This window comes from Streptomyces spinoverrucosus (genome assembly GCF_006539505.1).
Lineage (GTDB): Bacteria > Actinomycetota > Actinomycetes > Streptomycetales > Streptomycetaceae > Streptomyces > Streptomyces spinoverrucosus.
Genome location: NZ_BJND01000089.1, coordinates 1 through 21,698, shown reverse-complemented (window position 1 = coordinate 21,698; position 21,698 = coordinate 1). Strand labels below are relative to the sequence as shown.

Annotated in this window: 26 protein-coding genes and 1 pseudogene; 11 read left to right on the top strand and 16 right to left on the bottom strand. The window is 68.8% G+C overall.

Going from position 1 to position 21,698, the window contains the following annotated elements; translation table 11 throughout:
- Positions 1-6 precede the first annotated feature (6 nt).
- From SSP24_RS44595 to SSP24_RS38345, 6 genes are all read right to left on the bottom strand, one after another.
- Positions 7-150 carry a hypothetical protein gene (locus SSP24_RS44595; RefSeq protein ID WP_229865483.1) on the bottom strand — a complete coding sequence of 48 codons (144 nt, stop codon included), beginning with the start codon at positions 148-150 and terminating at the stop codon, positions 7-9.
- A 339-nt stretch (positions 151-489) separates the two neighbouring features.
- Positions 490-720 carry a CocE/NonD family hydrolase gene (locus SSP24_RS43220; RefSeq protein WP_167529822.1) on the bottom strand — a complete coding sequence of 77 codons (231 nt, stop codon included), beginning with the start codon at positions 718-720 and terminating at the stop codon, positions 490-492.
- A gap of 97 nt (positions 721-817) precedes the next feature.
- Positions 818-1,696: an alpha/beta fold hydrolase gene (locus SSP24_RS38360; protein WP_141315222.1), complete on the bottom strand. Its 879-nt coding sequence runs from the start codon at positions 1,694-1,696 to the stop codon at positions 818-820.
- A 27-nt stretch (positions 1,697-1,723) separates the two neighbouring features.
- A complete protein-coding gene (locus SSP24_RS38355; RefSeq protein WP_141315220.1) occupies positions 1,724-2,425 on the bottom strand; it encodes an SDR family oxidoreductase in 702 nt (233 codons plus the stop codon).
- 90 nt (positions 2,426-2,515) lie between these two features.
- Positions 2,516-4,711: an MMPL family transporter gene (locus SSP24_RS38350; protein WP_141315219.1), complete on the bottom strand. Its 2,196-nt coding sequence runs from the start codon at positions 4,709-4,711 to the stop codon at positions 2,516-2,518.
- Between the two features lie 30 nt (positions 4,712-4,741).
- Positions 4,742-5,671 (bottom strand): haloalkane dehalogenase, encoded by a 930-nt coding sequence (locus tag SSP24_RS38345; RefSeq protein WP_141315217.1) that lies wholly within the window; start codon positions 5,669-5,671, stop codon positions 4,742-4,744.
- A 138-nt stretch (positions 5,672-5,809) separates the two neighbouring features.
- Here SSP24_RS38345 and SSP24_RS38340 point away from each other — a divergent pair, with 138 nt between their 5' ends.
- The 4 genes from SSP24_RS38340 (at position 5,810) to SSP24_RS38325 (ending at position 9,128) form a co-directional block, all read left to right on the top strand.
- Positions 5,810-6,421 (top strand): TetR/AcrR family transcriptional regulator, encoded by a 612-nt coding sequence (locus SSP24_RS38340; protein WP_141315215.1) that lies wholly within the window; start codon positions 5,810-5,812, stop codon positions 6,419-6,421.
- A 148-nt stretch (positions 6,422-6,569) separates the two neighbouring features.
- The gene (locus tag SSP24_RS38335) at positions 6,570-7,139 is read left to right on the top strand and encodes a TetR/AcrR family transcriptional regulator (protein ID WP_141315213.1); all 570 of its coding nucleotides are present in this window, start codon (positions 6,570-6,572) and stop codon (positions 7,137-7,139) included.
- A gap of 135 nt (positions 7,140-7,274) precedes the next feature.
- Entirely contained in the window at positions 7,275-8,090 is an 816-nt protein-coding gene (locus tag SSP24_RS38330; RefSeq protein ID WP_167529824.1) for an oxidoreductase, read from the top strand.
- 63 nt (positions 8,091-8,153) lie between these two features.
- Positions 8,154-9,128 carry an NmrA family NAD(P)-binding protein gene (locus SSP24_RS38325; protein ID WP_174864788.1) on the top strand — a complete coding sequence of 325 codons (975 nt, stop codon included), beginning with the start codon at positions 8,154-8,156 and terminating at the stop codon, positions 9,126-9,128.
- Positions 9,129-9,332: 204 nt separating this feature from the next.
- On the opposite strand, the gene SSP24_RS38320 is transcribed toward SSP24_RS38325, so the two are convergent.
- The 3 genes from SSP24_RS38320 to SSP24_RS38310 all read right to left on the bottom strand — a co-directional run bounded on the left by SSP24_RS38320 (position 9,333) and on the right by SSP24_RS38310 (position 11,501).
- Entirely contained in the window at positions 9,333-10,442 is a 1,110-nt protein-coding gene (locus SSP24_RS38320; RefSeq protein WP_141315209.1) for an SPFH domain-containing protein, read from the bottom strand.
- A 29-nt stretch (positions 10,443-10,471) separates the two neighbouring features.
- A complete protein-coding gene (locus SSP24_RS38315; protein WP_141315207.1) occupies positions 10,472-10,909 on the bottom strand; it encodes an NfeD family protein in 438 nt (145 codons plus the stop codon).
- A gap of 247 nt (positions 10,910-11,156) precedes the next feature.
- The gene (locus SSP24_RS38310; protein ID WP_141315205.1) at positions 11,157-11,501 is read right to left on the bottom strand and encodes a hypothetical protein; all 345 of its coding nucleotides are present in this window, start codon (positions 11,499-11,501) and stop codon (positions 11,157-11,159) included.
- A 132-nt stretch (positions 11,502-11,633) separates the two neighbouring features.
- Here SSP24_RS38310 and SSP24_RS44590 point away from each other — a divergent pair.
- Positions 11,634-11,804 (top strand): annotated as a pseudogene (locus tag SSP24_RS44590) (magnesium transporter CorA); the annotation flags it as partial.
- Positions 11,805-11,823: 19 nt separating this feature from the next.
- Here the strand turns inward: SSP24_RS44590 and SSP24_RS38300 are convergent.
- Complete coding sequence (locus SSP24_RS38300) at positions 11,824-12,798, bottom strand: Lrp/AsnC family transcriptional regulator (RefSeq protein WP_141315201.1); 975 nt, start codon at positions 12,796-12,798, stop codon at positions 11,824-11,826.
- 127 nt (positions 12,799-12,925) lie between these two features.
- Between SSP24_RS38300 and SSP24_RS38295 the strand changes: the two genes are divergently transcribed.
- Positions 12,926-13,801 (top strand): NAD(P)H-binding protein, encoded by an 876-nt coding sequence (locus tag SSP24_RS38295; RefSeq protein ID WP_141315199.1) that lies wholly within the window; start codon positions 12,926-12,928, stop codon positions 13,799-13,801.
- Positions 13,802-13,967: 166 nt separating this feature from the next.
- Here SSP24_RS38295 and SSP24_RS38290 read toward each other — a convergent pair whose 3' ends face one another.
- Both SSP24_RS38290 and SSP24_RS38285 read right to left on the bottom strand, forming a co-directional pair.
- Complete coding sequence (locus SSP24_RS38290) at positions 13,968-14,411, bottom strand: PIN domain-containing protein (RefSeq protein ID WP_141315197.1); 444 nt, start codon at positions 14,409-14,411, stop codon at positions 13,968-13,970.
- Positions 14,408-14,668 (bottom strand): ribbon-helix-helix domain-containing protein, encoded by a 261-nt coding sequence (locus SSP24_RS38285; RefSeq protein ID WP_141315195.1) that lies wholly within the window; start codon positions 14,666-14,668, stop codon positions 14,408-14,410. The genes SSP24_RS38290 and SSP24_RS38285 overlap by 4 nt, the downstream gene beginning before the upstream one ends.
- A 163-nt stretch (positions 14,669-14,831) precedes the next feature.
- On the opposite strand from SSP24_RS38285, the gene SSP24_RS38280 reads away from it, so the two are divergent.
- The 4 genes from SSP24_RS38280 (at position 14,832) to SSP24_RS44585 (ending at position 17,447) form a co-directional block, all read left to right on the top strand.
- Positions 14,832-15,557, top strand: a complete 726-nt coding sequence (locus SSP24_RS38280; RefSeq protein ID WP_141315193.1) for a hypothetical protein — start codon at positions 14,832-14,834, stop codon at positions 15,555-15,557.
- A gap of 303 nt (positions 15,558-15,860) precedes the next feature.
- Positions 15,861-16,262: a hypothetical protein gene (locus SSP24_RS38275; RefSeq protein ID WP_141315191.1), complete on the top strand. Its 402-nt coding sequence runs from the start codon at positions 15,861-15,863 to the stop codon at positions 16,260-16,262.
- Between the two features lie 535 nt (positions 16,263-16,797).
- Positions 16,798-16,941, top strand: coding sequence for a hypothetical protein (locus SSP24_RS43215; protein WP_167529821.1), 144 nt, complete (start codon positions 16,798-16,800; stop codon positions 16,939-16,941).
- The gene (locus SSP24_RS44585; protein ID WP_229865491.1) at positions 16,929-17,447 is read left to right on the top strand and encodes a hypothetical protein; all 519 of its coding nucleotides are present in this window, start codon (positions 16,929-16,931) and stop codon (positions 17,445-17,447) included. Before SSP24_RS43215 ends, SSP24_RS44585 begins: the two co-directional genes overlap by 13 nt.
- A gap of 182 nt (positions 17,448-17,629) precedes the next feature.
- Here SSP24_RS44585 and SSP24_RS38265 read toward each other — a convergent pair whose 3' ends face one another.
- On the bottom strand, positions 17,630-18,388 hold the full coding sequence (locus SSP24_RS38265; RefSeq protein WP_141315189.1) for a DUF4232 domain-containing protein: 759 nt from the start codon (positions 18,386-18,388) through the stop codon (positions 17,630-17,632).
- A gap of 194 nt (positions 18,389-18,582) precedes the next feature.
- On the opposite strand from SSP24_RS38265, the gene SSP24_RS38260 reads away from it, so the two are divergent.
- On the top strand, positions 18,583-19,962 hold the full coding sequence (locus tag SSP24_RS38260) for a transcriptional regulator (protein ID WP_373306731.1): 1,380 nt from the start codon (positions 18,583-18,585) through the stop codon (positions 19,960-19,962).
- 52 nt (positions 19,963-20,014) lie between these two features.
- Here the strand turns inward: SSP24_RS38260 and SSP24_RS38255 are convergent, their stop codons facing one another.
- The 3 genes from SSP24_RS38255 to SSP24_RS38245 all read right to left on the bottom strand — a co-directional run bounded on the left by SSP24_RS38255 (position 20,015) and on the right by SSP24_RS38245 (position 21,556).
- Entirely contained in the window at positions 20,015-20,335 is a 321-nt protein-coding gene (locus tag SSP24_RS38255; RefSeq protein WP_141315187.1) for a transcriptional regulator, read from the bottom strand.
- Positions 20,332-20,823 (bottom strand): hypothetical protein, encoded by a 492-nt coding sequence (locus tag SSP24_RS38250; RefSeq protein ID WP_141315185.1) that lies wholly within the window; start codon positions 20,821-20,823, stop codon positions 20,332-20,334. Before SSP24_RS38250 ends, SSP24_RS38255 begins: the two co-directional genes overlap by 4 nt.
- A gap of 82 nt (positions 20,824-20,905) precedes the next feature.
- Positions 20,906-21,556: a TetR/AcrR family transcriptional regulator gene (locus SSP24_RS38245; protein WP_141315183.1), complete on the bottom strand. Its 651-nt coding sequence runs from the start codon at positions 21,554-21,556 to the stop codon at positions 20,906-20,908.
- Positions 21,557-21,698: the final 142 nt, after the last annotated feature.

The window sequence follows — 21,698 nt, the reverse complement described above, 5'->3', positions numbered from 1 at the left end:
CAGGGGCTATTCCGTCTCCTCGCGCCACTGGTTGACGCCCATGACGAACAGCAGCATCTTGCCCGCGTCCGGCTCCACAGCCTCGCCGTCGCCGATCGTGCGCCGGAACCAGTCGAACTGCATGTCCGCCAGGCGCCCGCGCATGGCCATGAAATCGGAGTGCGCGCCGAAAAATCGAAGTTGACGTCCCCGACCACGTGCCGCCAGGTGAGGTTGTCGAGCGTGCCCTGGCTGAAGATGTCGTACCAGCCGCCGACCTGGAAGGTGGGCAGATCGACCTCGTCGGGCCGGCCTGCGATCCGGCAGGACGCCGCCCACTTGGGCTCGCGGCGGGAGCGTTCGTAGCCGAGCTCGGGCAGGTCGTGCCGGGCGAACGCGGGAAACCGCCCGGCGGGCGGCTCCCCGTAGCCACCGTTCGCCAGGCCGTCGAAATCCTGCACGAGCGCGGTGATGCCACTCACGAGCCCGTCTAGGTCGGTGCTATCACCTTCAGCTGCGGCGGCTTCGACAGAGCCGCCATCCACTGGGTGTTACCGAAGTAGCTGCCCCGATCATGCCGACCGAACCGTTGGAGCCGGCGAGGGCGGCGGCCCACCGTACGGTGTCGTAGCCGTCGCTCTCCTCATGAACCCGCGCCAGGCAGCCGCCGGCGGATCGAGCATGACGGTCATCATGGGGGTCTGCTTGCCGTACGGCAGCCGGCTCAGCAGCATCGGCCACGGCCACAGCCCCGTGCCGCCGGGCCGGTGGACATCCGCGCGCAGCACCGTGCCATCACGCATCTGCGCTGGAACGTCGCCATCTAGTGGTCCCGGGGTCAGGCCACCGCGTTCAGCAGGTCGGCCAGCACGTCGGGGCGCTCGAGGGTGATGAAGTGGCCTGCCTTGGGGACCTGTGTGAAGTCGCCGGCCGGCAGCAGCTCCTTGTTGGCTTGCCGGTCCGAGGGGCGGGACCAGTCCTTTTCGCCGTAGACGAGGTGGATGGGCGCCTTGATCTCGGGGTAGCGCGAGCGGGCGGCGATGAGGCTGGGCAGGGCCTGGTACACGGCTCGGGCGACGGTCGGGTAGCCAGGGCGGGCGCCCACCTGGAGGAGCTCGTCCACGTAGTCCTCCCGCAGCGCGGTCTTGTCGCCGAGGCCGCCCTGGAGGATCTTGGTGAGGGCGGGCTTGGGCTCCACCCCGGCGATCACCGGGCCCACTCCGGGGGCGAGGACTCCGCTGACCACCACGCGGGCGAGGAGGCTCGATCGGGCGATTCCGCCACGGAAGTCGTACGTGTTGACCGCGACGACGCGCCGTACCCGCTCCGGGAGATCGGCCGCGGTGGTCAGGGCGAGCACCGCCCCCATGGACTCCCCGACCAGCGTCACGTCATGCAGGTCGAGTTCGGTGAGGAGCCGCTCGACGCCCGCGCGCATGGCCGGCTCGTCGTACGACGCGCCGGACACGATCTCGGAGTAGCCCATTCCCGGCAGGTCGAGGGCGTACACGGTGTAGTGGTCCGCGATCAGCGGGATGAGGAGGCGGAAGTGCTCGGCCTGGGTGCGCACGGTGTGCAGCAGGACCAGAGGGGCACCGGTGCCCGCCTTGAGGTAGCGCAGGGTTCCCTCGCGGCGGTGGCGTCCCGCGCGCGGGGCGATGGTGTGGCTGGTGGTCCCCGGAATGTGGATCGTGGGACGTGACTCGTGGGCGGGCATCTCGCCGACTCCTTGGGTGTGAAGGGGTTACTTCGTCAGCTGGGGGTACAGGCCGGCCAGGTCGCCGGCCAGGCCCGCCTTGACCTGCCGCGAGATGTCGTCGGCGAGCACCTCGTACGCGCCGGTCTCGACCCCGTCGAGGGCGAGGGCGGCGACGTCACGAGGGTCGGACTTGGGTGCGTCGACGTCCGCCGCCAGGTCCGTGTCGACGTAGCCGACGTGCAGGCCGGTGACGGCGATGCCGCGCGGCTGAAGCTCCAGGCGCAGGGAGTTGGTCTGCGACCACAGGGCGGCCTTGGAGGCGCTGTAGGAGCCGCCGAGGGCCAGCCAGGAGAGCACGGAGTGCACGTTGAGGATGTGGCCGCCGCCGTTGTGCTCGATGACCGGCACGAAAGCCCGGGTGACCAGGAGGGGGCCGTAGAAGTTGGTCTCGAACTCCCGGCGGACGTCGTCCACCGGGGAGTCGAGGAAGGACGCGCCGACCGCGGCACCGGCGTTGTTGATCAGTACGGTGACGTCTTGCGCCTGCGCGGCGGCCGCCGCCACGGAGGCCGGGTCGGTGACCTCCAGCGCCACCGGGACGGCGTCGGGGTGCGTCACGCTGCGCGGGTCGCGGGCCGTGGCGTAGACCTTGCCGGCCCCGCGCGCGTACAGCTCCTCCACCAGCGCCTTGCCGATGCCTCGGCTGCCGCCGGTGACGAAGACGTTTGCGCCCTTCAAAGCGGTCATGACTCTCTCCAGAGAATGTGGAACCGATCGGTTTCCCGCTACGGTAAACCGATCGGTTTCCAGGCGCAAGCCCGGCAGGGCTCCCAGGGTTCAGCCCGCGGCGACCGGGACCCGCTTGTCGGCGGTGTCGGCCGTGTCGTCGGCCGGCATGTCGGTCTCCTTGATGCCGAACCGGTCGTAGAAGCGGGCCAACGGGCCCGGAGCCCACCAGGCCGCCCTGCCCAGCAGTCTCATGACGGCCGTGCCCAGCAGGATGCGCACCACCAGCACGTCCACCAGGACCGCGAACACCATGCCGACGCCGAAGAGCTTGATGGTCAGCACATCGCTCATCCCGATCGCCGCGAGCGGCACGCACATCAGCAGCGCCGCGCTCACGACCAGGCGGCCGATGACCTGCAGCCCGGTCGCCACGGCCTGCGTGCTGTCGCCCTGCTTGTCGTACTGCTCCCGCATCCGCGATACCAGGAACACCTCGTAGTCCATGGAGAGTCCGAAGATCAGCGCGAACAGCATGATCGGCATGTTGGGCTCGATGTTGCCCGTCGGATCGAAGCCGAGCAGGGTGTGCAGATGGCCGTCCTGGAAGATCCAGACCAGGACCCCGAAGGTCGCGGTCAGCGACAGCATGTTCATCGCGATGGCCTTCAGCGGCAGCAGCACCGAGCCGAACGCGAGGAACAGCAGGAGGTACGTCATTACCGCGATGTAGAGCAGCATCCACGGCAGGGTTTCGCCGAGGGCGTCCAGGGTGTCGTCGTAGACCGCCGACTCGCCGCCGAAGTAGGCCCGGGCGCCCGGCGGTTCGGGGACGTCCTTGAGCCGGTTCACCAGGTCGCGCGCGTGGGTCGAGATGGGATTGCCGTCGAAGGTGACCGACACCCGGGCCGTGGTGCCCTCAACTCCGGTGATCGTGGCGCTCGTGGCGCCCTCGATGGCGCCGAGCCGCTCGGCGTACGACTGGAGCGCCGCGCCCTGCTCCTTCGACGTCCCGTCGGACTTCAGCACGAGCAGCGAGTCGATGGACTTCACCGCGTCGCCGTCGAAGTCGTGCTCCATGGCGTTGAAGACCTGGCGGCCCTCGGAACTGCTCGGCAGCTGCTGCGCGTTGATGGAACCGAACTCGATCTTGGAGAACGGCAGGGCCAGCGTCAGCAGCAGGCCCACCGCGCCCACCACCACGACCCAGCGCCGCCGCATCAGGCCGTGCCCGAACCGGTACCAGGCGCCCTCGCCCGCCGCCGTCGGGCGCACGGCCTTCCTACGGCGGCGCAGCGGGAAGGCGTTGACCTTCGGCCCCATGACGGCGAGCAGCGCGGGCAGCGCGACCAGTGAGAAGAGCACCGCCAGGAGGACCGCGGCCACACCGCCGTACGACATCGATTTCAGGAATGTCGACGGGAAGAGGGCCAGCCCGGCCAGCGCCGCGGCGACCGTGGTGCCGGAGACCATCACGGTGCGCCCGGCCGTGGCGAGGGTGCGCCCGATCGCCTCTTCGCCGGTGTGGCCGGCCGCCAGTTCCTCGCGGTAGCGGCTCACGATCAGCAGGCCGTAGTCGATGGCGACCGCGAGACCCAGGATCGTGACCAGGCTCATGGAGAACACGGACACGTCGGTGATGTTCGCGATGGTCCGCAGGACGGCCATCGACCCGAGGATGGAGAGCACGCCGACGATCAGGGGGAGGAAGGCCGCGGTCAGGCCGCCGAACACGACCAGCAGGAGCAGGAAGAGCACGGGGGCCGAGATGATTTCCGCGGTTCTCAGGTCGTGTTCGATCTTCTCACTCGCCTGGTGGCCGGTGGGCACGGTTCCGCCCTGCAGGGTCTGAAGGCCGGGTGCCGGGATCTTGTCCTTGACCGCCTCGTAGGCGTCCTCCTTGGCCTTCTCGCTGCTGCCGTCTAAGTTCAGGGCTACGTAGGTGGCGTGCCGGTCGTGACTGACCTGCGCCGGCATCTTGGTCGTCCAGAAGTCCAGGTAGCCGGTCACCTCCGACTTCGGCAGGGACTCCAGCTGCCGGACGACCGCCTGTTGGAAGGTCGGGTCGTCGACGGTGCGGTTCTTGTCGCGGTAGACGATCACCGCGTCGGGTGTCCGCTGCGGGAACGCCTTCTCGGCGATCCGGGCCGCGCGGACGCTGTCCGAGCCGGGGTCCTGGAAGCCGAGCGGTGTCAGGGAGCCGAAGACTCCGGCACCGTAGGCGCCGGACAGGACGGCGAACAGCATGGTCAGTATCAGCAGGGGCTTTCGCCTGCGGTGGAGCAGACGCCCGAATCTCTCGAACATGGATTTTCCTGGATGGGTGGGAAGTTGCTGTCAGCCGAGGCTGAGGACGGCCTCGACCAGCAGGTCGGGCTGCTGCTCCTGGAGGAAGTGACCGGCGTCGGGGACCGTCAGGTGGCTGCGCCCCTGGGCGCCTGGGATGTGCTCCTGGAAGACCTGTTCGAAGGCGCGCGTGATGTCCTCGTGCGCGGCGAAGGCGGTGAGGAACGGCTTGTCGAAGGCGGTCAGCCCCGCCCAGGCGCGGCTCAGCATCGAGGCGGGCGGGTCGGTGGCGTCGAGCGGTACGAGGTGCGGGAACTGCCGTGCTCCGGCGAAGTGGCGGGCGGACGGGAACGGAGCGTCGTAAGCGGCCGCCTCCTCCTGGCTGAGGACGTGGGCGGTCTGGTTGAGGGCACTGTCGGGGCTGCCGACGGCCCATGAGGCGGTCAGGTCCGGTGACTCCGACTGCTCCAGCCAGTGCAGGAAGGCGCCGGCGGCGGGCGCGAACTGCTCCGGCGTGAACGAGGCCATGACGTCCGGTGCGGCCAGGCCGGTGTTGGCGGCGACCACGGCCGCGAAACGGTCGGGGGCGAGCCCGACGTGCACGAGGAAGACGAACCCACCCCAGTCCTGGCCGAACAGGGTGATGTCCGCGAGGTCGAGCTGGTCCAGCCAGGCGCCGGTCCAGGCGACGTGGGACTCGTAGGTGTACGCGGCCCGGTCGACCGGCTTGTCCGAGCGGCCGAACCCGATCAGGTCCGGGACGAGGACGCGTCGGCCGGCTGCCACCAGGCCCGGAATCATCTTTCGGTAGAGGTAGCCCCAGGTCGGCTCGCCGTGAGCGAGGACCACGACCGGGCCGTCGGGCGGCCCTTCGTCGACGTAGTGCATGCGCAGGCCCTCGCCGACCGTGACGTACCGGGGCCGGTACGGCCAGTCGGAGAGGCCCTTGAAGCGCTCGTCAGGAGTGCGTTCGATGTCCATGCGAGGAACCATAACAGTGTTTTGATTGCTCGCCGCGAGCCTGTTTGCGCACCACATCGCCTTGGATTCGGCCCAGCCAGCCGCTCGAATCTGCTACTGCAGAGGGCATTCGTAACGGCGTTGCAATATGCTGGCGCCATGGCCAGGCTCAAGACACATGACGAAGCGCTCCGGCTCCGGCTCCTGCACCGCGCGGCCGCTACGGTTTTCGACCGGGGTACGGCCGCGCTGAGCCTGCGACAGCTCGCGGCGGACGTGAAGACCTCGACCACGGCGGTCTACTCGCTGTTCGGCAACAAGGCCGGTCTGCTCAGCAGCCTGTACCAGGAGGCCGTGCGGCTCTTCGTCGAGCGCCTGGCCACCGTCCGCCCGACGGACGACCCGGCCGGCGACGTGATCCGGATCGGGCTGGCCTATCGCGAGTACGCCGTGGCCAACCCGCACCTCTACGCGATCCTCTTCGCCGACCGCAGCGTCCAGTGCCCGTCCGACTCGGACAGGCCGCGCGAGGTCGTCGAGACGTACCGGCCCCTCGTCGACGCCGTGCGTCGCGGGCAGCTTGCCGGGCAGTTCGGTTCCGCGTCCGACCCCGAGGTCATCGCGCTGTCGGTCTGGGGGACGGCTCACGGCCTGGTGTCCCTGGTGCTGTCCGGCAACGAGCCGCCGGAGCTCGCGGTCGCCGACTGCTACGAGCGGGCGCTGCGGGCGTTGGTGATGGGGTGGCGGGACAGCGAGGTGCCTGCCGGTTGAGGTTCGGGGAGGTGACGTGAACCCCGCCGTCGGGGCCGGACGGCGTAGCGCTCCGGCATTATTCCCCCAGGCCGTCGCCGAGCCTCTGCCCGGAACCGATGGAAACCGATCGGTTTTCATTTCGTCCGCTTCGCGTTAACCTCGCGGTATGACCACCGAAGTGAAACCAAGTCCCAGGGAGCGACTGCTGGAGGCGGCGGCCACGCTCACCTACCGAGACGGCGTCGGCATCGGCGTCGAGGCGCTGTGCAAGGCGGCGGGGGTGTCGAAGCGCTCCATGTACCAGCTGTTCGAGAGCAAGGACGAACTCCTGGCAGTAAGCCTGAAGGAGCGCGCCTCCGCCTATGTGGCAACTCTCCTGCCTGCGGCGGACGACGGCCGGTCACCCCGTGAGCGGATCCTGCACGTCTTCGAGCAGGTGGAATCGCAGGCAGGGGCGCCCGAGTTCCGCGGCTGTCGGTATCTGGCCGTGCAGATCGAGCTCAAGGATCAGAGTCACCCCGCGAGCCGGGTTGCTCATCAGGTCAAGGCGAATCTGACCGCCTTCTTCCGCGCCGAGGCCGAGCAGGGCGGGGCGGGTGATCCGGATCTGCTGGCCCGGCAGCTCAGCCTGGTCTTCGACGGCGCGAGCGCCCGCGCGGGAATTCAGGCCGACAACCTGACCGGGCTCGTCGCGCCCACGGTGACCACCCTGCTCGACACGGCGGGCGTGCACTGACACATCGCCTTTCCGAAGTGCTCGCGCACTGATCCTGCCCACGACGTCATTCTCCCCGCTTGAACTTGCGCATGGAAACCGATCGGTTTACGGTAGTGGAAACCGATCGGTTTCGATTGAGTGTGGGAGTCCATGATGACGACAGATCGGCCGGTGGCACTCGTGACGGGTGCGTCCTCCGGCATCGGGAAGGAAACCGCGCTCGCCCTGGTCGCAGCCGGATTCAACGTGGTCGGCACAAGCCGTGACACCTCACGCGTCACCCCGCTCGACGGCGTGACGTTCCTCGGGCTCGACGTCGCCAGTGACACCTCGGTCGCCGCAGCGGTCCAGGAGGTGAGCGAGCGGTTCGGGCGGATCGACGTCCTGGTCAACAACGCCGGCGTCGGCTCGACGGGTGCGGCGGAGGAAACCTCCGTCGAGCAGGCCCAGGCCGTCTTCGACACCAACGTCTTCGGGGTCATGCGCATGGTGAACGAGGTCCTGCCGCACATGCGCGCTCAGCGACGCGGGCGCATCATCAACATCTCGTCCGTGCTCGGGTTCCTGCCCCAGCCCTACATGGCCGCCTACGCCGCCTCCAAGCACGCGATCGAGGGCTACACCGAGTCCCTGGACCACGAGATCCGTGACCACGGAGTCCGGGCGCTCATCGTTCAACCCGCCTACACCAGGACCGGCTTCGAGGCCAACAGCGCGAAGCCCGACACCGCCCTGCACGCCTACGCGAAGCAGCGGCAGACCGTCGACCGCGTCCTGGCGGAGGCCGTCAGGGGCGGCGACGCCCCCGCCGTCGTCGCCCAGGCGATCGTCACGGCAGCGACCGACACGAAGCCGAAGCCGCGCTACACCGCCGGACCCCTGGCCGGACGCGCACGCGTACTGCGCCGCCTCGCCCCCACCGGGGTCTTCGACAAGCAGATCCGCAAGATGAACCAGCTGGCCGGCTGACGCGCAGGCACTCCCTGGGCTTTCCGAACATCCACCCCACCCCACCAGACAGAGGACATCTTGATGCCAGAGCGCAATCCCATCCTGATCACCGGTGCCGCCGGCGAGATCGGTGGTGTGAGCCGGACGATGGTCGACATGCTGCTCGAACAAGGGCACCCGGTACGGGCGTTCGTGCGCCAGGACGACGAACGCGCCCACTCACTCCGCCAGGCCGGGGCCGAGGTCTTCGTCGGTGACCTGCTCACCATCGCCGACGTGACCGCCGCGCTGAAGGGGGTGCGGCGCATCTACTTCAGCATGAGTCTGTCGCCGTACTACACCGACGCCGTGAGCCTGATGGCCGCGGCGGCGCGGGCCCAGGGCGACATCGAGGTGTTCGTCAACATCTCCGAGTACGAGCAGTCGTTCATGACGTTCGACAGGATGACCGCGCCGGAGGCGGAACGGCGTGCACACCTCGGCGGACTCGTAGCCAACTGGTCGCCGCAGCAACGGGCCCACTGGGTCGCCGAGCAGGTGCTGGAGTGGTCCGGCGTCCCGACCGTCAACATCCAGGCGGCCTTCTTCGTCGAGAACCCGATCATGACCTGGCTGGCCCTGAGCTCGCTGGCCGACGGTGAACTGCGCCTGCCCTTCGGCGACCACCGGCTCGCACCCATCGCCGGTTACGACGTCGCGGAACTGTGCGCGAAGATCCTGGCCGACCCGGCGCCGCACATCTCCAAGTCCTACGCGCTCACCGGCCCGGAGCTGAAGGACATGCACGGGATCGCGGAGGACTTCGCGGCCGTGCTGGGGCGCCCGGTCACGTATGTTCCCGAAGACATCGAAACCTGGAACGAGACCTACGTGGACACCAACATGTCCGCGTACCCGCACATCGCGGAGCACCTGAAGACCCTGACCCGGATCATCGGCCGCGGAGGATACGGCGGCATCACCGACGAGCTGGAAACCCTGCTCGGGCGTCCGCCGAAGACCGTGCGGTGGGCATTGGAGAACCATCCGCGGATCCGGAAGCTGGCGACTGCCTGAGCCGCTGACCGGTCCGGGTCAGAACGAGAACACCACACCGGAGTCCTCGGACCGAAGACGATTGGAGGCCGCATCGAACCGCGCCCGGCGAACAGTTCCGACGCGGCCTCCCGACGACGGATTCGGAGGCTCCACCAGGAGGCCCAGTTCGGAAGCCTCACGGCGGTCCCTGGCGAAAACCGAGGGTGGGCTCAACGAGTGGGCTCAACCGCCGGACGTCTGCCCCCGGCGCAGTGTCTGGGGCGACTTCGCAGCCTCGGCCTCCGCCTTGGCGTCGCTCACCGCGGCGGCGGCCTGCTTCTCGGCCTCGTCGGCAGCCGCCGCGGCGTCGAGCGAAGCCGTCCAGCCTGCATCGAGCTCCGGAGTCCGGCCTTCGGCCGACGTGTCGTCGGCGGTGGCGGTGGCTGCTTCCTCCGGCTGCGCGGTTTGGGGAAGACCCGCCGTCGACTGATCACCGAACGCACGGGTGACGGTCCGGACCGCCTCGGTCAGCTCCCCCGGGATCACCCAGAACGTGTTGTTGTCGCTGCTCGCCAAGTGCGGGAGCGTCTCGAGGTACTTGTAGGCCAGGATCTTCGGGTCGGCATTGTTGCGATGGACGGCCTGGAAGACGAGTTCCACCGCCTTTGCCTCGCCGTCCGCCCGCAAGATCATGGCTTGTTGCGTGCCCTGCGCCTCCAGGATGTCCTTCTGCTTCGTGCCTTCCGCTGTAAGGATCTTGGCCTGCCGCTCCCCTTCGGCGTGCAGGATGGCCGCGCGCTTGTCACGCTCGGCCCGCATCTGCTTCTCCATCGCTTCCTTGATGGTGTGCGGTGGATCGATGGCCTTGATCTCGACGCGGTTGACCCGGATGCCCCACTTGCCGGTGGCATCGTCGAGGACGGCACGGAGCCGAGAGTTGATCTCCTCGCGCGAGGTGAGCGTCTCCTCCAGGTCCATGCTGCCGATGACGTTCCGCAGCGTGGTCACGGTGAGCTGATCGATCGCCTGCAGGTAATCGGCGACCTCGTAGGCCGCCGCCCGCGGGTCGGTGATCTGGTAGTAGAGCACGGTGTCGATGTTCACCACGAGGTTGTCCTCGGTGATCACCGGCCTCGGGTCGGACGAATAGACCTGCTCGCGCACGTCGAGTTTGGTGTTGATGCGGTCCGCCACCGGCACGACCAGGTTCAGGCCGGGCTGCAGCGTCCGGTGGTACCGGCCGAACCGCTCGATGTTGTAGCGGCGCGCCTGCGGGACGATCCGCACAGTGGAGGCCACGAGGAAGACGACAACAATGGCCGCCACGAGAGTGAGGACGACAACTGGATCCACAGTGCCTCCGTTGCTGTGTGTTCAGCCGTTCATGGAAGGAGCTCGCGGGGATAGACGATGGCCGTGGCGCCTTCGATCTCCATGACGTCCACCAGCGCCCCCACCGGGATCACAAGGCTTTCGTCGAAGGCGCGGGCGGACCACTCCTCGCCGGACAGTTTGATCAGGCCGCGAGTCGCGGTGACCTCCTGCATGACCTCGGCCCGCTTGCCTATCAGCGCATCACTGCCCTCGTGTGTGAGGGGTTGCTGTGCCATGTGCCGCAGCGCGACAGGACGGACGATGATGAAGCCCGCTGCGGCTGCTGCCCCCAGGGCCAGGAGCTGGCCGAGAAGGCCGACGCCCAGACCAGCGACTACGGCGGCAACCAACGCGGCGCCCGCGAGCAGACCGAAGACCAGTGTCAGGGTGAAGAACTCAGCGGCACCCAGTGCCGCGGCGGCGAGCAGCCATACGAACCACGGCATCGAATCGCCCTCCTTCAGGGGCCTTGCCCACCAAGCTACCTCCCGGACCGCCGGGCAGAACAGACACGGCAACGGTGGTTCGTCGTCGCTGTCCGCTGTGATCACTCGCCGCGTGCCTTGCGTACGGTCGCGTCGGAGGGCTGGTAGGTCACAGCGGCTGGGCGGTGTGGTGCACGACGTGGGAGGCCGGACCGGTGAGACCGCCGTGGGAGACGTCCACCGGCGGTCCTCGCCTTCCGGACAGGGGTCAGCCCTGCGCCCCGGACGGGCCCGTCCACGGCCCGGTCCGCCGTCCGAACCAGTCGGAGAGGGCCGCGCCGCCCTGCAGCCCCAGGCTCAGGAACACCAGGTGGGGTGTGGTCATGGACAGCAGGAGGTCGGCGGCCTCACGGGGCATGGCCGTGAGATCGGCCACCGCGGGCAGCAGGCCACCCCCGTACAGCACGAGCGCGGAGACGCCCTGCACCCGGATCCGCGCCGGGGACCACTGTGTGCGCGCCCTCTTCGGCGCCCAGCCGCGCAGCATGGCGATGCCGAGAGGCAGCAGTACCGCAGTGAACAGGCCGATCCAGCACCACAGGAAAACCGCCACGTCCCAATCCCCTTCCGCGCTTCCTTGGCGCGAAGTCTGCCCCTGCGCACCGTCCGCCGTCACTGCCGGGATCCGGAAGTCTCCGGGCGCCCGAACTGCGCGGACACCGCAGCCCGCCAACGCGCCGACTCGGGTCTGGCCGTCGAGGGCGCCCTCCACGCCCACCAGCACCCCAAGCTGGAGCGCTACGACAACACCTTCTTCGTCGCCATGCGGACCGCCGTCTACGTCGAGCACGAACAGCTCACCCCGACCACCGAGGTCATCGCCACCGGCGAGACCATGGCGTTCCTCGGCGCCGACAGCGCCGCTTCCTGCGCGGTCAGCGCGCAGTGTGGACGTATGCCCCTGCGCCTTTGAGGGTGCGAATGACCGGAGCGGTCTCGATGGACTGGATGCCGTCGAGTGCGGCCACACGTTCGGTGAGGTAGCGGCACAAGTCCTCGGCATCGCGGCAGTTGACGGCGGCCAGGAGGTTGCTGGGCCCGGTGGTCATGGCGGCGAAGGAGATCTCCGGGTGGTCGGCCATGGTCCGTGCCACGTCGGCGAGCCTGGAGGGCTGCACGGACATCCACAGCCGCGCCTCGGTCGGGAAGCCGAGCGCGGCTGAGGCGACGTCGACGGTGAACGTGAGGACTCCCGCTCGGCACAGCGTGTCCAGCCGACGTTTGACGGTGGAGTCCGTGCTGCCGGCGACCGCGGCGAGCTCGGCGTAACTCGCCCGTCCCTCACGGCCGAGGATCTCCAGCAGGGCCCGGTCCTGCTCCTCCAAGGTGACTGGTTCTCCGGCCTGGGAGGCGGGCACCGTACGGAGTCTGCCGACCTGCTCCTCGGTGAGCCAGGCCGAGCCTGACCACGAGGTGGGCAACGCGGTAGCACGCAGCAGCAGATGCGCGGAGACCTCGGTGACGCGGCTGGTGCGCGGGAGTTTGCCCAGCAACAGGGCATCGCGCTCGGCCTCGGTGGGCGTCTGGACGTTGCAGGAGACTTCGGTGCCTCCAGACAGCAGATGCACGTAGGACGTGTCGCGCCGGGCCGCGAGCGCACCTGCGATGGAACCGGCCGCATCAGGGGTGCACCGCACCCGGAGCGTCCAGGAGGTGTAGCCGAGCCGCACGCCGTTGACCGCCCCGACGACCCGCAGCACACCGGACGACCGGAGCCTCCGGTAGCGGCGGGCGACGGTGTTCTCCGAGACGCCGAGCACTTCCGCAACCGTACGGAAGGGCACCCGCCCGTCGATCTGTAGGGCATGGATCAGACCGCGGTCGGTCGCGTCGAGGGTGACGGTATCCATTGCTCAAGGCTATTCACTGACGGATTCCTCCGTAGATGCGTTGCTGGCTGGTGCCGCTGATCCACGCCCGTGATCGTGACGGGCGTACAGGCACGGGCAAGTACAGACATGGGCGAGGAGGACTTCGATGATTGTCAAGAACACGATCCTGGTCACGGGGGCGACCGGGAATGTGGGCCGGCAGGTGGTGTCCCAACTCATCGCCGAACACACGTGCAGGGTGCGGGCACTGACCCGCAACCCCGCCGCGGCCGGGCTTCCCGGTGACGTCGACGTCTGCCAGGGTGACCTGGCCGATCCGGCCACGCTGGAGACGGCGTTGGAAGGCGCGGACGCCGTATTCCTGATGTGGCCCTTCCACAACACCGGCCCGGCTTCCGCCGTCGTGGAAGCGATCAAGCGGCACGCCCACCGGGTCGTGTTCCTGTCGTCCGGTGCCGTCCAGGCCGGGTTCGCGCCCGATCAGCAGCCCCATCCTGTGGGCCGGTCACACGCACACGTCGAACAGCTCATCGAGCAGTCCGGACTCACCTGGTCATACCTGCGCCCCAGCACCTTCGCCGCCAACACCTTGTGGTGGGCCGATCAGATCCGTGCCGGTGACATGGTGCGGGCCGCCTACGGGGCCGCGCCCATGGCGCTGCTGCACGAGGCCGACATCGCCGCCGTGGCCGTGCGCGCCCTCACCGAGGGCGGCCACGAGCGCGCCGTCCATGACCTGACCGGCCCCGAGGTCCTCACCCAGGCCGAACAAGTGCGCACGATCGGTGAGGTGCTGGGCCGTCCGATCCGCTGGCAGGAGCTGCCCCGGGAGGAAGCACGCCGCCTGCTCCTGGCAGACGACGACTTTCCCGACTCGTTCGTGGACCCCCTGCTCGACGGCTACGCCGGCATGCTGAACGCCCCACGCCCGACCATCACCTCGACGGTGGAAACGGTCACGGGCACACCGGCACGGACCTATCGCGAATGGGTCTCCGACCACGCCGCCGACTTCCGGTGACACCTGCGGCCAGGTGACCGGTCGCGGGGGTATCCGCGCCGTCCGATGAATGAAACGAGCTGGTCCGCTCTACGAACGTCGGGTCAGAGCCATAGAGCCCCCGGAAGCGCCGTCGCTTCCCAAGCTGACCTTTTCGGCAGCGGTGACTTCGAACCGGAAGCCCTCGTCACAGCGGCAGGTCATAGGGCAGGACCCGGAATGCCTTGTGCCGGGCCAAGGGCCGTACGGCACGGAAGTCGCGTCGGTCGAGGGTGAGGATCGCGTCGGTGTCGTAGTCCGCAGCCAGCGCCACGTTCACCGCGTCCGCAAGGTCCAGGTCCAGGGCGTCGTAGCGGACACGGATGGACTGGGCCGCGCCCAGGTGGTCTTCTGTGATCTCCGGCATGACGACCCGGCCCCGGCTCATCCAGCGGCGAAGGTCGTCGACCGCGCTGACGGCCGCCTCTCGCCCGAGCACACGTGTAGCCACGTGATCGAGTTCCGCCAACAGGAGCGGGGACATGACCAGCAGGCCGGCCGCCATGATCGCTTCGTTCGCCGCCTCGTGCTCCGGGTGCGTCGAGTCAAGGGCGGCCAGGAGGCCGGACGTGTCCGCGATGACGATGATCACGTGGCAGTTCCCGAGCCCGTCTCACGGCGGACCGCATCGGCGACCGCGTCACGGACCTCCACTTTGGACGGCGTACTCCCCGGCCCCTCGAAGGTCCGTGAGAACAGCGGCTCGTCCCAGACCCGGTTCGCCATCGCTGCGAGGTGAATCCCCTGACGGATGATCTCGGCCTCGCTTATTCCCCGCCGCTTGGCCGCCTCCTTGATGATCGCCAGGTCCTCGGGGTCGGCATAGACGTTCGTGCGCTTCATGGGCATGTACCAATCATAGTCCATGTACCAGCATGATGTATGGCCGTGCCACCCGTCGGTGAGTAGGAGGATCGGCTATCAGCGGCCCGGCAGTCGGACGGAGCGTGTCCCGACAAGAGCACGCCGGGGCATGTTGTGTCCGAGGCAGGTCAAAGCAAGGATGATGGCCATGGCTGCTGGGGAGGGTGACGGGACGGGGCACCGTTCCGCGGGGCTGGGCAACGGCCGATCCGCCGAGGACGCGGTGCCCGCGTCGGCCGAGGGTGGAGAGAATACGTTCGGCGGGGTGACGACCACCCTGTGGGGCTCACTCATCGCGTTGGCGGGCCTGCTGACCGCCCTGGGCATGAACAGCGACAGGCTGTTCGTCGCGCTGAACAATCACACGGGGTTGACCCTGGTCGCACCCGCGCTGGCCATCACCGCCGTCGGTTTGAGTCTTTACGCGTACTTCACCCATCAAAGGCTGCTTCTCATCGTCGGAAGCACGGCCTATATCGCAGCTCTTGTCGCCTCGCTGGTCGTCGCCACCCTCGCCGCTTCCGGGAACGGCAGGCCGACCGTGACAAGCGTGAGCCTGACGGGTCAACGGCCCCAGGTTTCGCTGACGTTCACTGTCCAGGCCGTAGGTGTCGATCGCAATGATCACGTAGCCGCATTCGTGCGTTTGCTGCACGCACGTGAAGGCGACCGGACGGATACGGAGCTCTATTCGGGATCGCTGAGGTCTGACGACATGGGCAAGGTGGATCAAAAGGTCACCATTCCGCTCACGGTGCCGAGGAACGCCACGCATGTCACGATCAATGTGACCAACAGCGGAGACAAAGGCAAAAGCCATTGCACCACCCGTTCCCCGACTGCTCCTGCATGTGTGACGGTGAATCTGCCGTAAGTCATGTCGAGCCAGAGCCGTATCGATGTAGCGAACGACTCGGGAAGGCCGGTCAGCGCGGCTTGCCGACCTCGCCGCAGCCACCGGCAGCACCCACTGGCTTGAGGAATGCCGCCGTCGCGGTCCTCCACCCCCTCGATCTGGACGACAACAGGGGTGCAAGTCCGCCCCTCCGGGCCACACCCCGAAGCGCGAATGCGCAGGTCATGAGCAATGCGAGCGTTCAAGCCATCGCTTCCCAGGCTGAGGTCCCCCTTGTGAAAGCGGGTCTTGCTGCCAGACTTGCGCTGTACGGTCCGCTCCATGGCTGAGAGACCGACGACGAACTGGTGCAGGGGCATAGCCGTGGAGGCCGCGGAGCTCGCCGTCGGCACCCTGGATCCCGACTGCGCGTGCATGGTCGAGCTGTTTCCCGAAGAGCTCTTGCTGGAGACCGATGCCGTCCTCGACGTGTTCGAGGCCGAGTTGCCCACGCTCGCCGGAGGAGACGACGCACGGATCTTCGCCGCAGTGGAGCGCGTCGTCCTGGCCCTGAACGCCGTGAACGAGGCTCACGATGAGTGCGCCTTCGAAACCGATGAACGCGAGCAGTTGTGCGCCTACATCGATGAGGCGCTCACCGAGCAGGGAGTCGACGTCGCGGCCCTGACCGCCAGGCGCGGGCTCGGTCGGCACGAGCTCACGGATCGGTGGCGGGACTGGTGAGCAACCCTCGTCAGGAGAGATCAGGTCGACTGTGGCCCGCGAGGGGAGTGTCCACGATCGCGCGCTACTAGATCTATTGCGGCCGAGCGCAGCGAGCCGATCTTCGCGCTTTCAGCCATCGTCGAGAAGGAAACGGGGCTGACTTCCTACGACCCTCAGACGGAACGTCCGCTGGCGGAGATGCAACCGCAAGGCGCGATAGGGCTGATGTCGAGGATCACCGAGGATTTGCGAGCCGCTACGGTGGTTGATCAACCGCTGACGGAGGCGTGGAGGGGGCCAGTGGGGCCGACTCCCGCAGTCACCGACGTCCCGGTCATGGAGACCGCTGCTCCGCCGGAGCCGGAGGAGACCGACCTCGTCGAGGGCGGACCCACGACAGAGGCGCCCGCTCCTTCGGTGACGCTGGACGACGACGTTTTGAACCCACCCGCGCCTACGTCCAGGCCGGGAGACGAGGCGGCACGGTCGGCATCGGAGTATCGGGCGAACTCAAGGTGAGCGGTAAGGTCGCGGTCATCGAGATCGAGGGCAAGTGACCAATGCTCGCTACGGCGTCTACCGCCTCAAGTCCAAGGGCTACAGCCAGTGCGTGTACATGAACTGCACGCGAGGCGTGAAGCACAACGTCAGCCTCTACACCCCCCGCCGCGTGGGCTGGTACCTGTGGGAAAACTGACCACCCGTCGGCGCGGCGCCGTCTGGGCCGTCGTGCTGATGACAGCCGCCGCCTGCACACCACCGGAGAGCGACAGCGACGAGCGGTCCGACGCTCCGTCCACCTCATCGGCCCCCTCGGCTGCCAGCGCCTCACCCACGCAGCAGGCTGGCGCTCCCACACCGCCGGAACTCGATGCGGGAATGGGCGAAACCCTTGCTGGGCAGCGGGCGGCCACCCGCGGCAACGCCAGCCTTGAGTACTCCGGTGGCGCCGAGGGCAAGGCACTCATCGTTGCTGTGAGTTGCAAGGGGGACGGTTCGATCACCGTCAGAGTGCCTGTTGTGAAGATGTCCTTCCCCCTTCAATGCAGCGTTGGCGAGCCGGCCGTCACTTACAACCAGTTCGCTCTCAGTGCTGCGGACAAGCCCGGCACCGTATCGGTGACCGCACCGCCGACCGTCACCTGGGCGGTGACCGTCGGGCGAGGCGATCCCGCCTCAGAGGACGCCCCCTCAACAGGCTGACCCGTCGGCCCGCGGGCACGAGAGGCCGAACGCGGCGCCCTGCTGGCCCGTGCAGGTCAATGACCAATCTGGCTGCGAATGATCGCAGCTTCCCAAGCTGGGAGCGCGAGTTCGATTCTCGTCACCCGCTCCACGGCCAAGGCCCAGGTCATCAGACCCGGGCCTTCGTGCGAGCCGGGGTGTCACCAGGCCAGGGCGTCGGCCATGGTCGGCTGCCAGTATGAGACGCGGATCGAGTTGTCGACGTACACGCCCTTGGCGGGGAGGGACGGGTGGGCGACGGCGCTCGCGCTGTTGTTGAAGTAGACCGCGAGGGACTTGGCCGTGTAGCCGCCTGCGCCGCTGCCGTCGGCGGCCGAGAGGAGGACGCTCGCATAGCCCGACTCGCCGGGGGCCAGCGTGACCACCGCCTGCGGCTTGGAGTCCTCGAAGGCCGGCGGGACGGACTGGGCCTCGCTGAATCGGACCGCCGGATAGCCGGTCAGGTTGCAGTTCTTCGAGCCGGTGTTGGTGACGGTGAGGAGGAGGTGGTTCAGGGGGCGAGAGACCTCCGTGGCGGTCGTCCGGGTGGAGGCGGGGGAGCAGGGGGTCCTGGTGGGCTCCGAGTCCTTGGAGCCCGTGGAGCCCGTGGAGCCTGTGGAGCCCGACGAGCCCGACGAGCCCGACGAGCCCGTGGAGCCCGACGAGCCCGTGCCGCCCGTTGTGCCGTTCGAACCGGCCGCGCCGCCAGTTGAGCCTGCGGAGGGCGAGCCCGCCGAGTCGGTCTGGTCCGTCCCGGTGGAGGGTCCCCCGTCCGCCTTGGGCGAGGCCGTGGACGTCGATCCTGCCGATGCCCCCTCGTCCTGGACTCCCTCTCCGTTGTTGCACGCCGTCAACGTCAGTGTGGCGGCCGTGAGTGCGGCGGCGACGAGCATGCGGGTGCGGTGGGTGCGTGTGGACATGTGATCCCCCTTGTGCGGTACGGGCGTTGGCATGGGCCGCTCGACCGGGTGCCGGAAGCGGCGTGCCGGGAGCGGCGTGCTTGGATGGCCCAAGCTTGTGCGGCGATCCGTCCCGGCCGCCACGGCTGCCGGGGTATCCGGGACGCTGGAACGCTTGCGGTGGCTCTGACCTGGGGGAATGACCTCCCCCTGGGATGGGGGGCTGGGACGTGGGAGAGGGAGGAATGGTGGCGGGGGACGAGTTCTCGGAGCTGTTGGGTCGGTTGAAGGAGCGGTCCGGGCTCAGTTACGGGGTGCTCGGGAAGCGGCTGCACACGAGTGCGTCCACGCTTCACCGGTACGTCAACGGGGACGCCGTACCTACGGACTACGCGCCCGTGGAACGGTTCGCGCGGGTGTGCAAGGCGACCCCCGAGGAACTGGTGGAGCTGCATCGGCGGTGGGTGCTCGCGGATGCCCGGCGGAGGCAGAAGGCGGGCGGGGCGCCTGCCGAGGAGGAACCGCGGGCGCGGACAGCGACGGAGGCCGGGAACGGCACAGCGGAGGCCGGGAACGGGGCTGCGGACGCCGCGGCCGAGACGTCGGGGAGCGAAGCAGCAGCAGCCGAGGTCGGTCCCGAGGGTGGGCGGCGGCCCTCGGCGGAGGCTCCCGTGGCGCGGCGGCGTACCTTCGTTCTCGCCGGGGCCGCCGTGGCCGCCGTCCTCGTGTCGGCCGTGCTCGTGGTGAATGTTGTGCCCGGCGAGGAGGGTGACGACCGGGGCGGGAAGCAGTCCGTGGGGGCTGCCTCCCAGCCCGGCGGCTCCGTCGATTCCCTCGACGAAAGCGCCTCCGAGTCGGCCGCCGCGAAGGGCACGTCGGCCTCGCCGTCCACCTCACGCAGCGGCACTCCCACGGCACCCGCCTCCGCCTCCCGGAGCAGCGGGGCCGGGGCGGCCCAGGGCGGCGGTTCCGAGAACGGGGCCACCGCGCCCACCGTCGCCGTCAATCCGTACAAGTGGGAAGACCCGTGCAGCCAGCACTACCTGGTCGACCGGCAGCCCGAGCAGGTGCCTCCGCCGCCGAGTGAGCAGGACGCGCGTGGGTGGGTCACCGCGCTCGGCGGGGTCGCCGGCGGGCAGCAGATGCTCGCGCTGACCGTGCAGGGCACCGGGAAGGCAACCGTCGTCCTGGAGGAACTGCATGTGCGGGTGGTGGAGAAGAGCGCGCCGCTCGCCTGGAACGACTTCGAGATGGGCGTCGGGTGCGGTGGCGGCGTGGAGACGACGTCGTTCGGGGTGGACCTCGATGCCGGGCGGCCCGCGCTCTCCCCCAAGGCCGGTCAGCGCGACTTCCCGTACAAGGTGAGTGAGTCCGATCCCGAGGTCTTCTACGTCTTCGCGGACGCGCGGGCGCACAACGTGAGCTGGTACCTGGAGCTGGACTGGTCCAGCGGCGACCAGCGGGGCACCGTACGCGTCGACGACAACGGCAAGCCCTTCCGGACGAGCGGGAACGTGGGACGGCCCGCGTACAACCATCCGCTCGGTTCCTCCGAGTGGGGGCGGAACGAGTACACCCCCGACATTCCCGGCTGAGCGCCCGGCAGACAGGGGGAGTTGGAGTGCACGGTCAACCACGGTCACGCGATCAGAGAGCCGGATCCGACGGCCCTACGATCGCCCGCAGCGCGGCCAGGTGCCCCTGATATGCGTCCCGGCCTCGTCGGGTCAGTCGGAGCCACACTCGCTGCCGGGTGTCGCGGACGGCCTTGCGCTGTTCGACGTAGCCGGCGTCCATCAGTACGGTGACGTGCTTGCTCAGCGCGGAGGCGGAGAGGTCGAGTTGCTTTTGGACCAGGCCGAACTCCGCCTCGCCCGCAGCGTCCAGGAGGGCGCAGATGCGCAGCCGGTTCGGGGCGTGGATGGTGGTGTCGAAACCCTTCAGCGGGTCGTGGAACTCGGCGCTCACGCGGTCTTCCGGTGCAGGTGGACGAAGGCAAGGTGGAAGCCGACAGATGCGGCGGCGCTGATCAGCGAGGCCGCGATCAGCCACACCGGCCGTCCCGTGACGCGGAAAGCGAACGCCGCCCCCACCAGCAGTACGGGCAGGCCCACCATGAGCGGCACGGTCGCACGCTTCGGCAGCACGTCCAACCGCAGGGCCACCCCGGTCTTGTTGCGCCAGGCCTTCGCCGCGACGGCGAAGAGCGCCAGGTAGACCGCGGTGCTCGTCAGCATGATGGTCATCCAGGCCGGGCGCGGCAGCAGCCAGTCCCCGTCGGCCATGACGCCTCCGTAGATGACCGGGAGCGCGGCGACGTAGAGCGTGAGCGTGATGAAGAACCAGTTCGGCCACGGTGTGGCCGACAGTGCTGCGGCGGAGGCCCGGATGTGCTCGGTGTCGGCCAGGGCGGAACGGGCCTGTTCCGGCGTCAGTCGTACCCCGTGAGTTTCCATGTCGGAAAGAGTAGCGGCTAGTTTCCACTGTGGAAAGAGACGGGGTGACGGTGGGCGAGCCACAGCTCGCTCGTGAGGTGGTTCAGCGTGGGCCGGGGGAGTGCTTGAGGAGGCCGTCCAGGAGGCGTTGGAGGTTTTCGGGGAACCAGTCGCCGGCGGGGCCCGGGGGGAGAGCCGAGAAGACCTCGACGAGTGCCGGATAGGCCGCGGGGTCGGCGGCGGCCACCATGCGGCGGCCGAAGCTGTCCGGTACGTCGTGGTGGACGCTCAGCAGTTCGCCCGCCGTGTAGTGCCACAGCAGGCCGTAGGCGACCATGGCGTCGCGCGGGGAGAGCCCGGCCCGCAGCAGGGCGGCCATGATCCGCTCGACGACGGGCAGGATGGACGGCCCGGCGAGCCGGTCGGTGATCAGGAGCCGGACCGCCCAGGGCTCGTCGTGCAGGGCGTCGTGGATCGCGGTCATCAGTACCGTGATCTCCGAGCGTGGGTCGGCCACCGGCTCGGGCAGGGAGATGCCCTTGGCCACCTCGTCGAGCATGGCGACGAGCAGCGCCTCGCGGTTGTCGACGTGCCGGTACAGGGCCATCGCGGAGGTGCCCAGGGACTCGGCGACCCGTCGCATGGTGACGGCGGGCAGGCCCTCCGCCCGTGCCAGGCGCAGGGCCTCCCTGACGACACGGTCGTGGCTCAGGCGCCGTGTGGAGCGGGGGGCCGGCGGCCTGGCGGGAGTCATCGGTTCTTGTCGCTCGTCTCGTTGGTTCGGTGGCCTTTGCCGAAGCTGTTGTAACACGAGGTGTTCTCTTTCAGGTCGGTCGAGACCAGCGGTCACTGGGAGGCCGAGGCCGACGCGGGGACCCGCCAGTGGCGGGCGCGGG

Excerpts from the sequence above, each read along its gene's own strand:
- SSP24_RS44595 (WP_229865483.1), bottom strand. The coding sequence starts at position 150 with ATGGCCATGCGCGGGCGCCTGGCGGACATGCAGTTCGACTGGTTCCGG.
- SSP24_RS38360 (WP_141315222.1), bottom strand. The coding sequence starts at position 1,696 with ATGCCCGCCCACGAGTCACGTCCCACGATCCACATTCCGGGGACCACC.
- SSP24_RS38355 (WP_141315220.1), bottom strand. The coding sequence starts at position 2,425 with ATGACCGCTTTGAAGGGCGCAAACGTCTTCGTCACCGGCGGCAGCCGA.
- SSP24_RS38350 (WP_141315219.1), bottom strand. The coding sequence starts at position 4,711 with ATGTTCGAGAGATTCGGGCGTCTGCTCCACCGCAGGCGAAAGCCCCTG.
- SSP24_RS38345 (WP_141315217.1), bottom strand. The coding sequence starts at position 5,671 with ATGGACATCGAACGCACTCCTGACGAGCGCTTCAAGGGCCTCTCCGAC.
- SSP24_RS38340 (WP_141315215.1), top strand. The coding sequence starts at position 5,810 with ATGGCCAGGCTCAAGACACATGACGAAGCGCTCCGGCTCCGGCTCCTG.
- SSP24_RS38335 (WP_141315213.1), top strand. The coding sequence starts at position 6,570 with ATGACCACCGAAGTGAAACCAAGTCCCAGGGAGCGACTGCTGGAGGCG.
- SSP24_RS38330 (WP_167529824.1), top strand. The coding sequence starts at position 7,275 with ATGACGACAGATCGGCCGGTGGCACTCGTGACGGGTGCGTCCTCCGGC.
- SSP24_RS38325 (WP_174864788.1), top strand. The coding sequence starts at position 8,154 with ATGCCAGAGCGCAATCCCATCCTGATCACCGGTGCCGCCGGCGAGATC.
- SSP24_RS38315 (WP_141315207.1), bottom strand. The coding sequence starts at position 10,909 with ATGCCGTGGTTCGTATGGCTGCTCGCCGCCGCGGCACTGGGTGCCGCT.
- SSP24_RS38300 (WP_141315201.1), bottom strand. The coding sequence starts at position 12,798 with ATGGATACCGTCACCCTCGACGCGACCGACCGCGGTCTGATCCATGCC.
- SSP24_RS38295 (WP_141315199.1), top strand. The coding sequence starts at position 12,926 with ATGATTGTCAAGAACACGATCCTGGTCACGGGGGCGACCGGGAATGTG.
- SSP24_RS38285 (WP_141315195.1), bottom strand. The coding sequence starts at position 14,668 with ATGCCCATGAAGCGCACGAACGTCTATGCCGACCCCGAGGACCTGGCG.
- SSP24_RS38280 (WP_141315193.1), top strand. The coding sequence starts at position 14,832 with ATGGCTGCTGGGGAGGGTGACGGGACGGGGCACCGTTCCGCGGGGCTG.
- SSP24_RS38275 (WP_141315191.1), top strand. The coding sequence starts at position 15,861 with ATGGCTGAGAGACCGACGACGAACTGGTGCAGGGGCATAGCCGTGGAG.
- SSP24_RS38265 (WP_141315189.1), bottom strand. The coding sequence starts at position 18,388 with ATGTCCACACGCACCCACCGCACCCGCATGCTCGTCGCCGCCGCACTC.
- SSP24_RS38260 (WP_373306731.1), top strand. The coding sequence starts at position 18,583 with ATGGGGGGCTGGGACGTGGGAGAGGGAGGAATGGTGGCGGGGGACGAG.
- SSP24_RS38250 (WP_141315185.1), bottom strand. The coding sequence starts at position 20,823 with ATGGAAACTCACGGGGTACGACTGACGCCGGAACAGGCCCGTTCCGCC.
- SSP24_RS38245 (WP_141315183.1), bottom strand. The coding sequence starts at position 21,556 with ATGACTCCCGCCAGGCCGCCGGCCCCCCGCTCCACACGGCGCCTGAGC.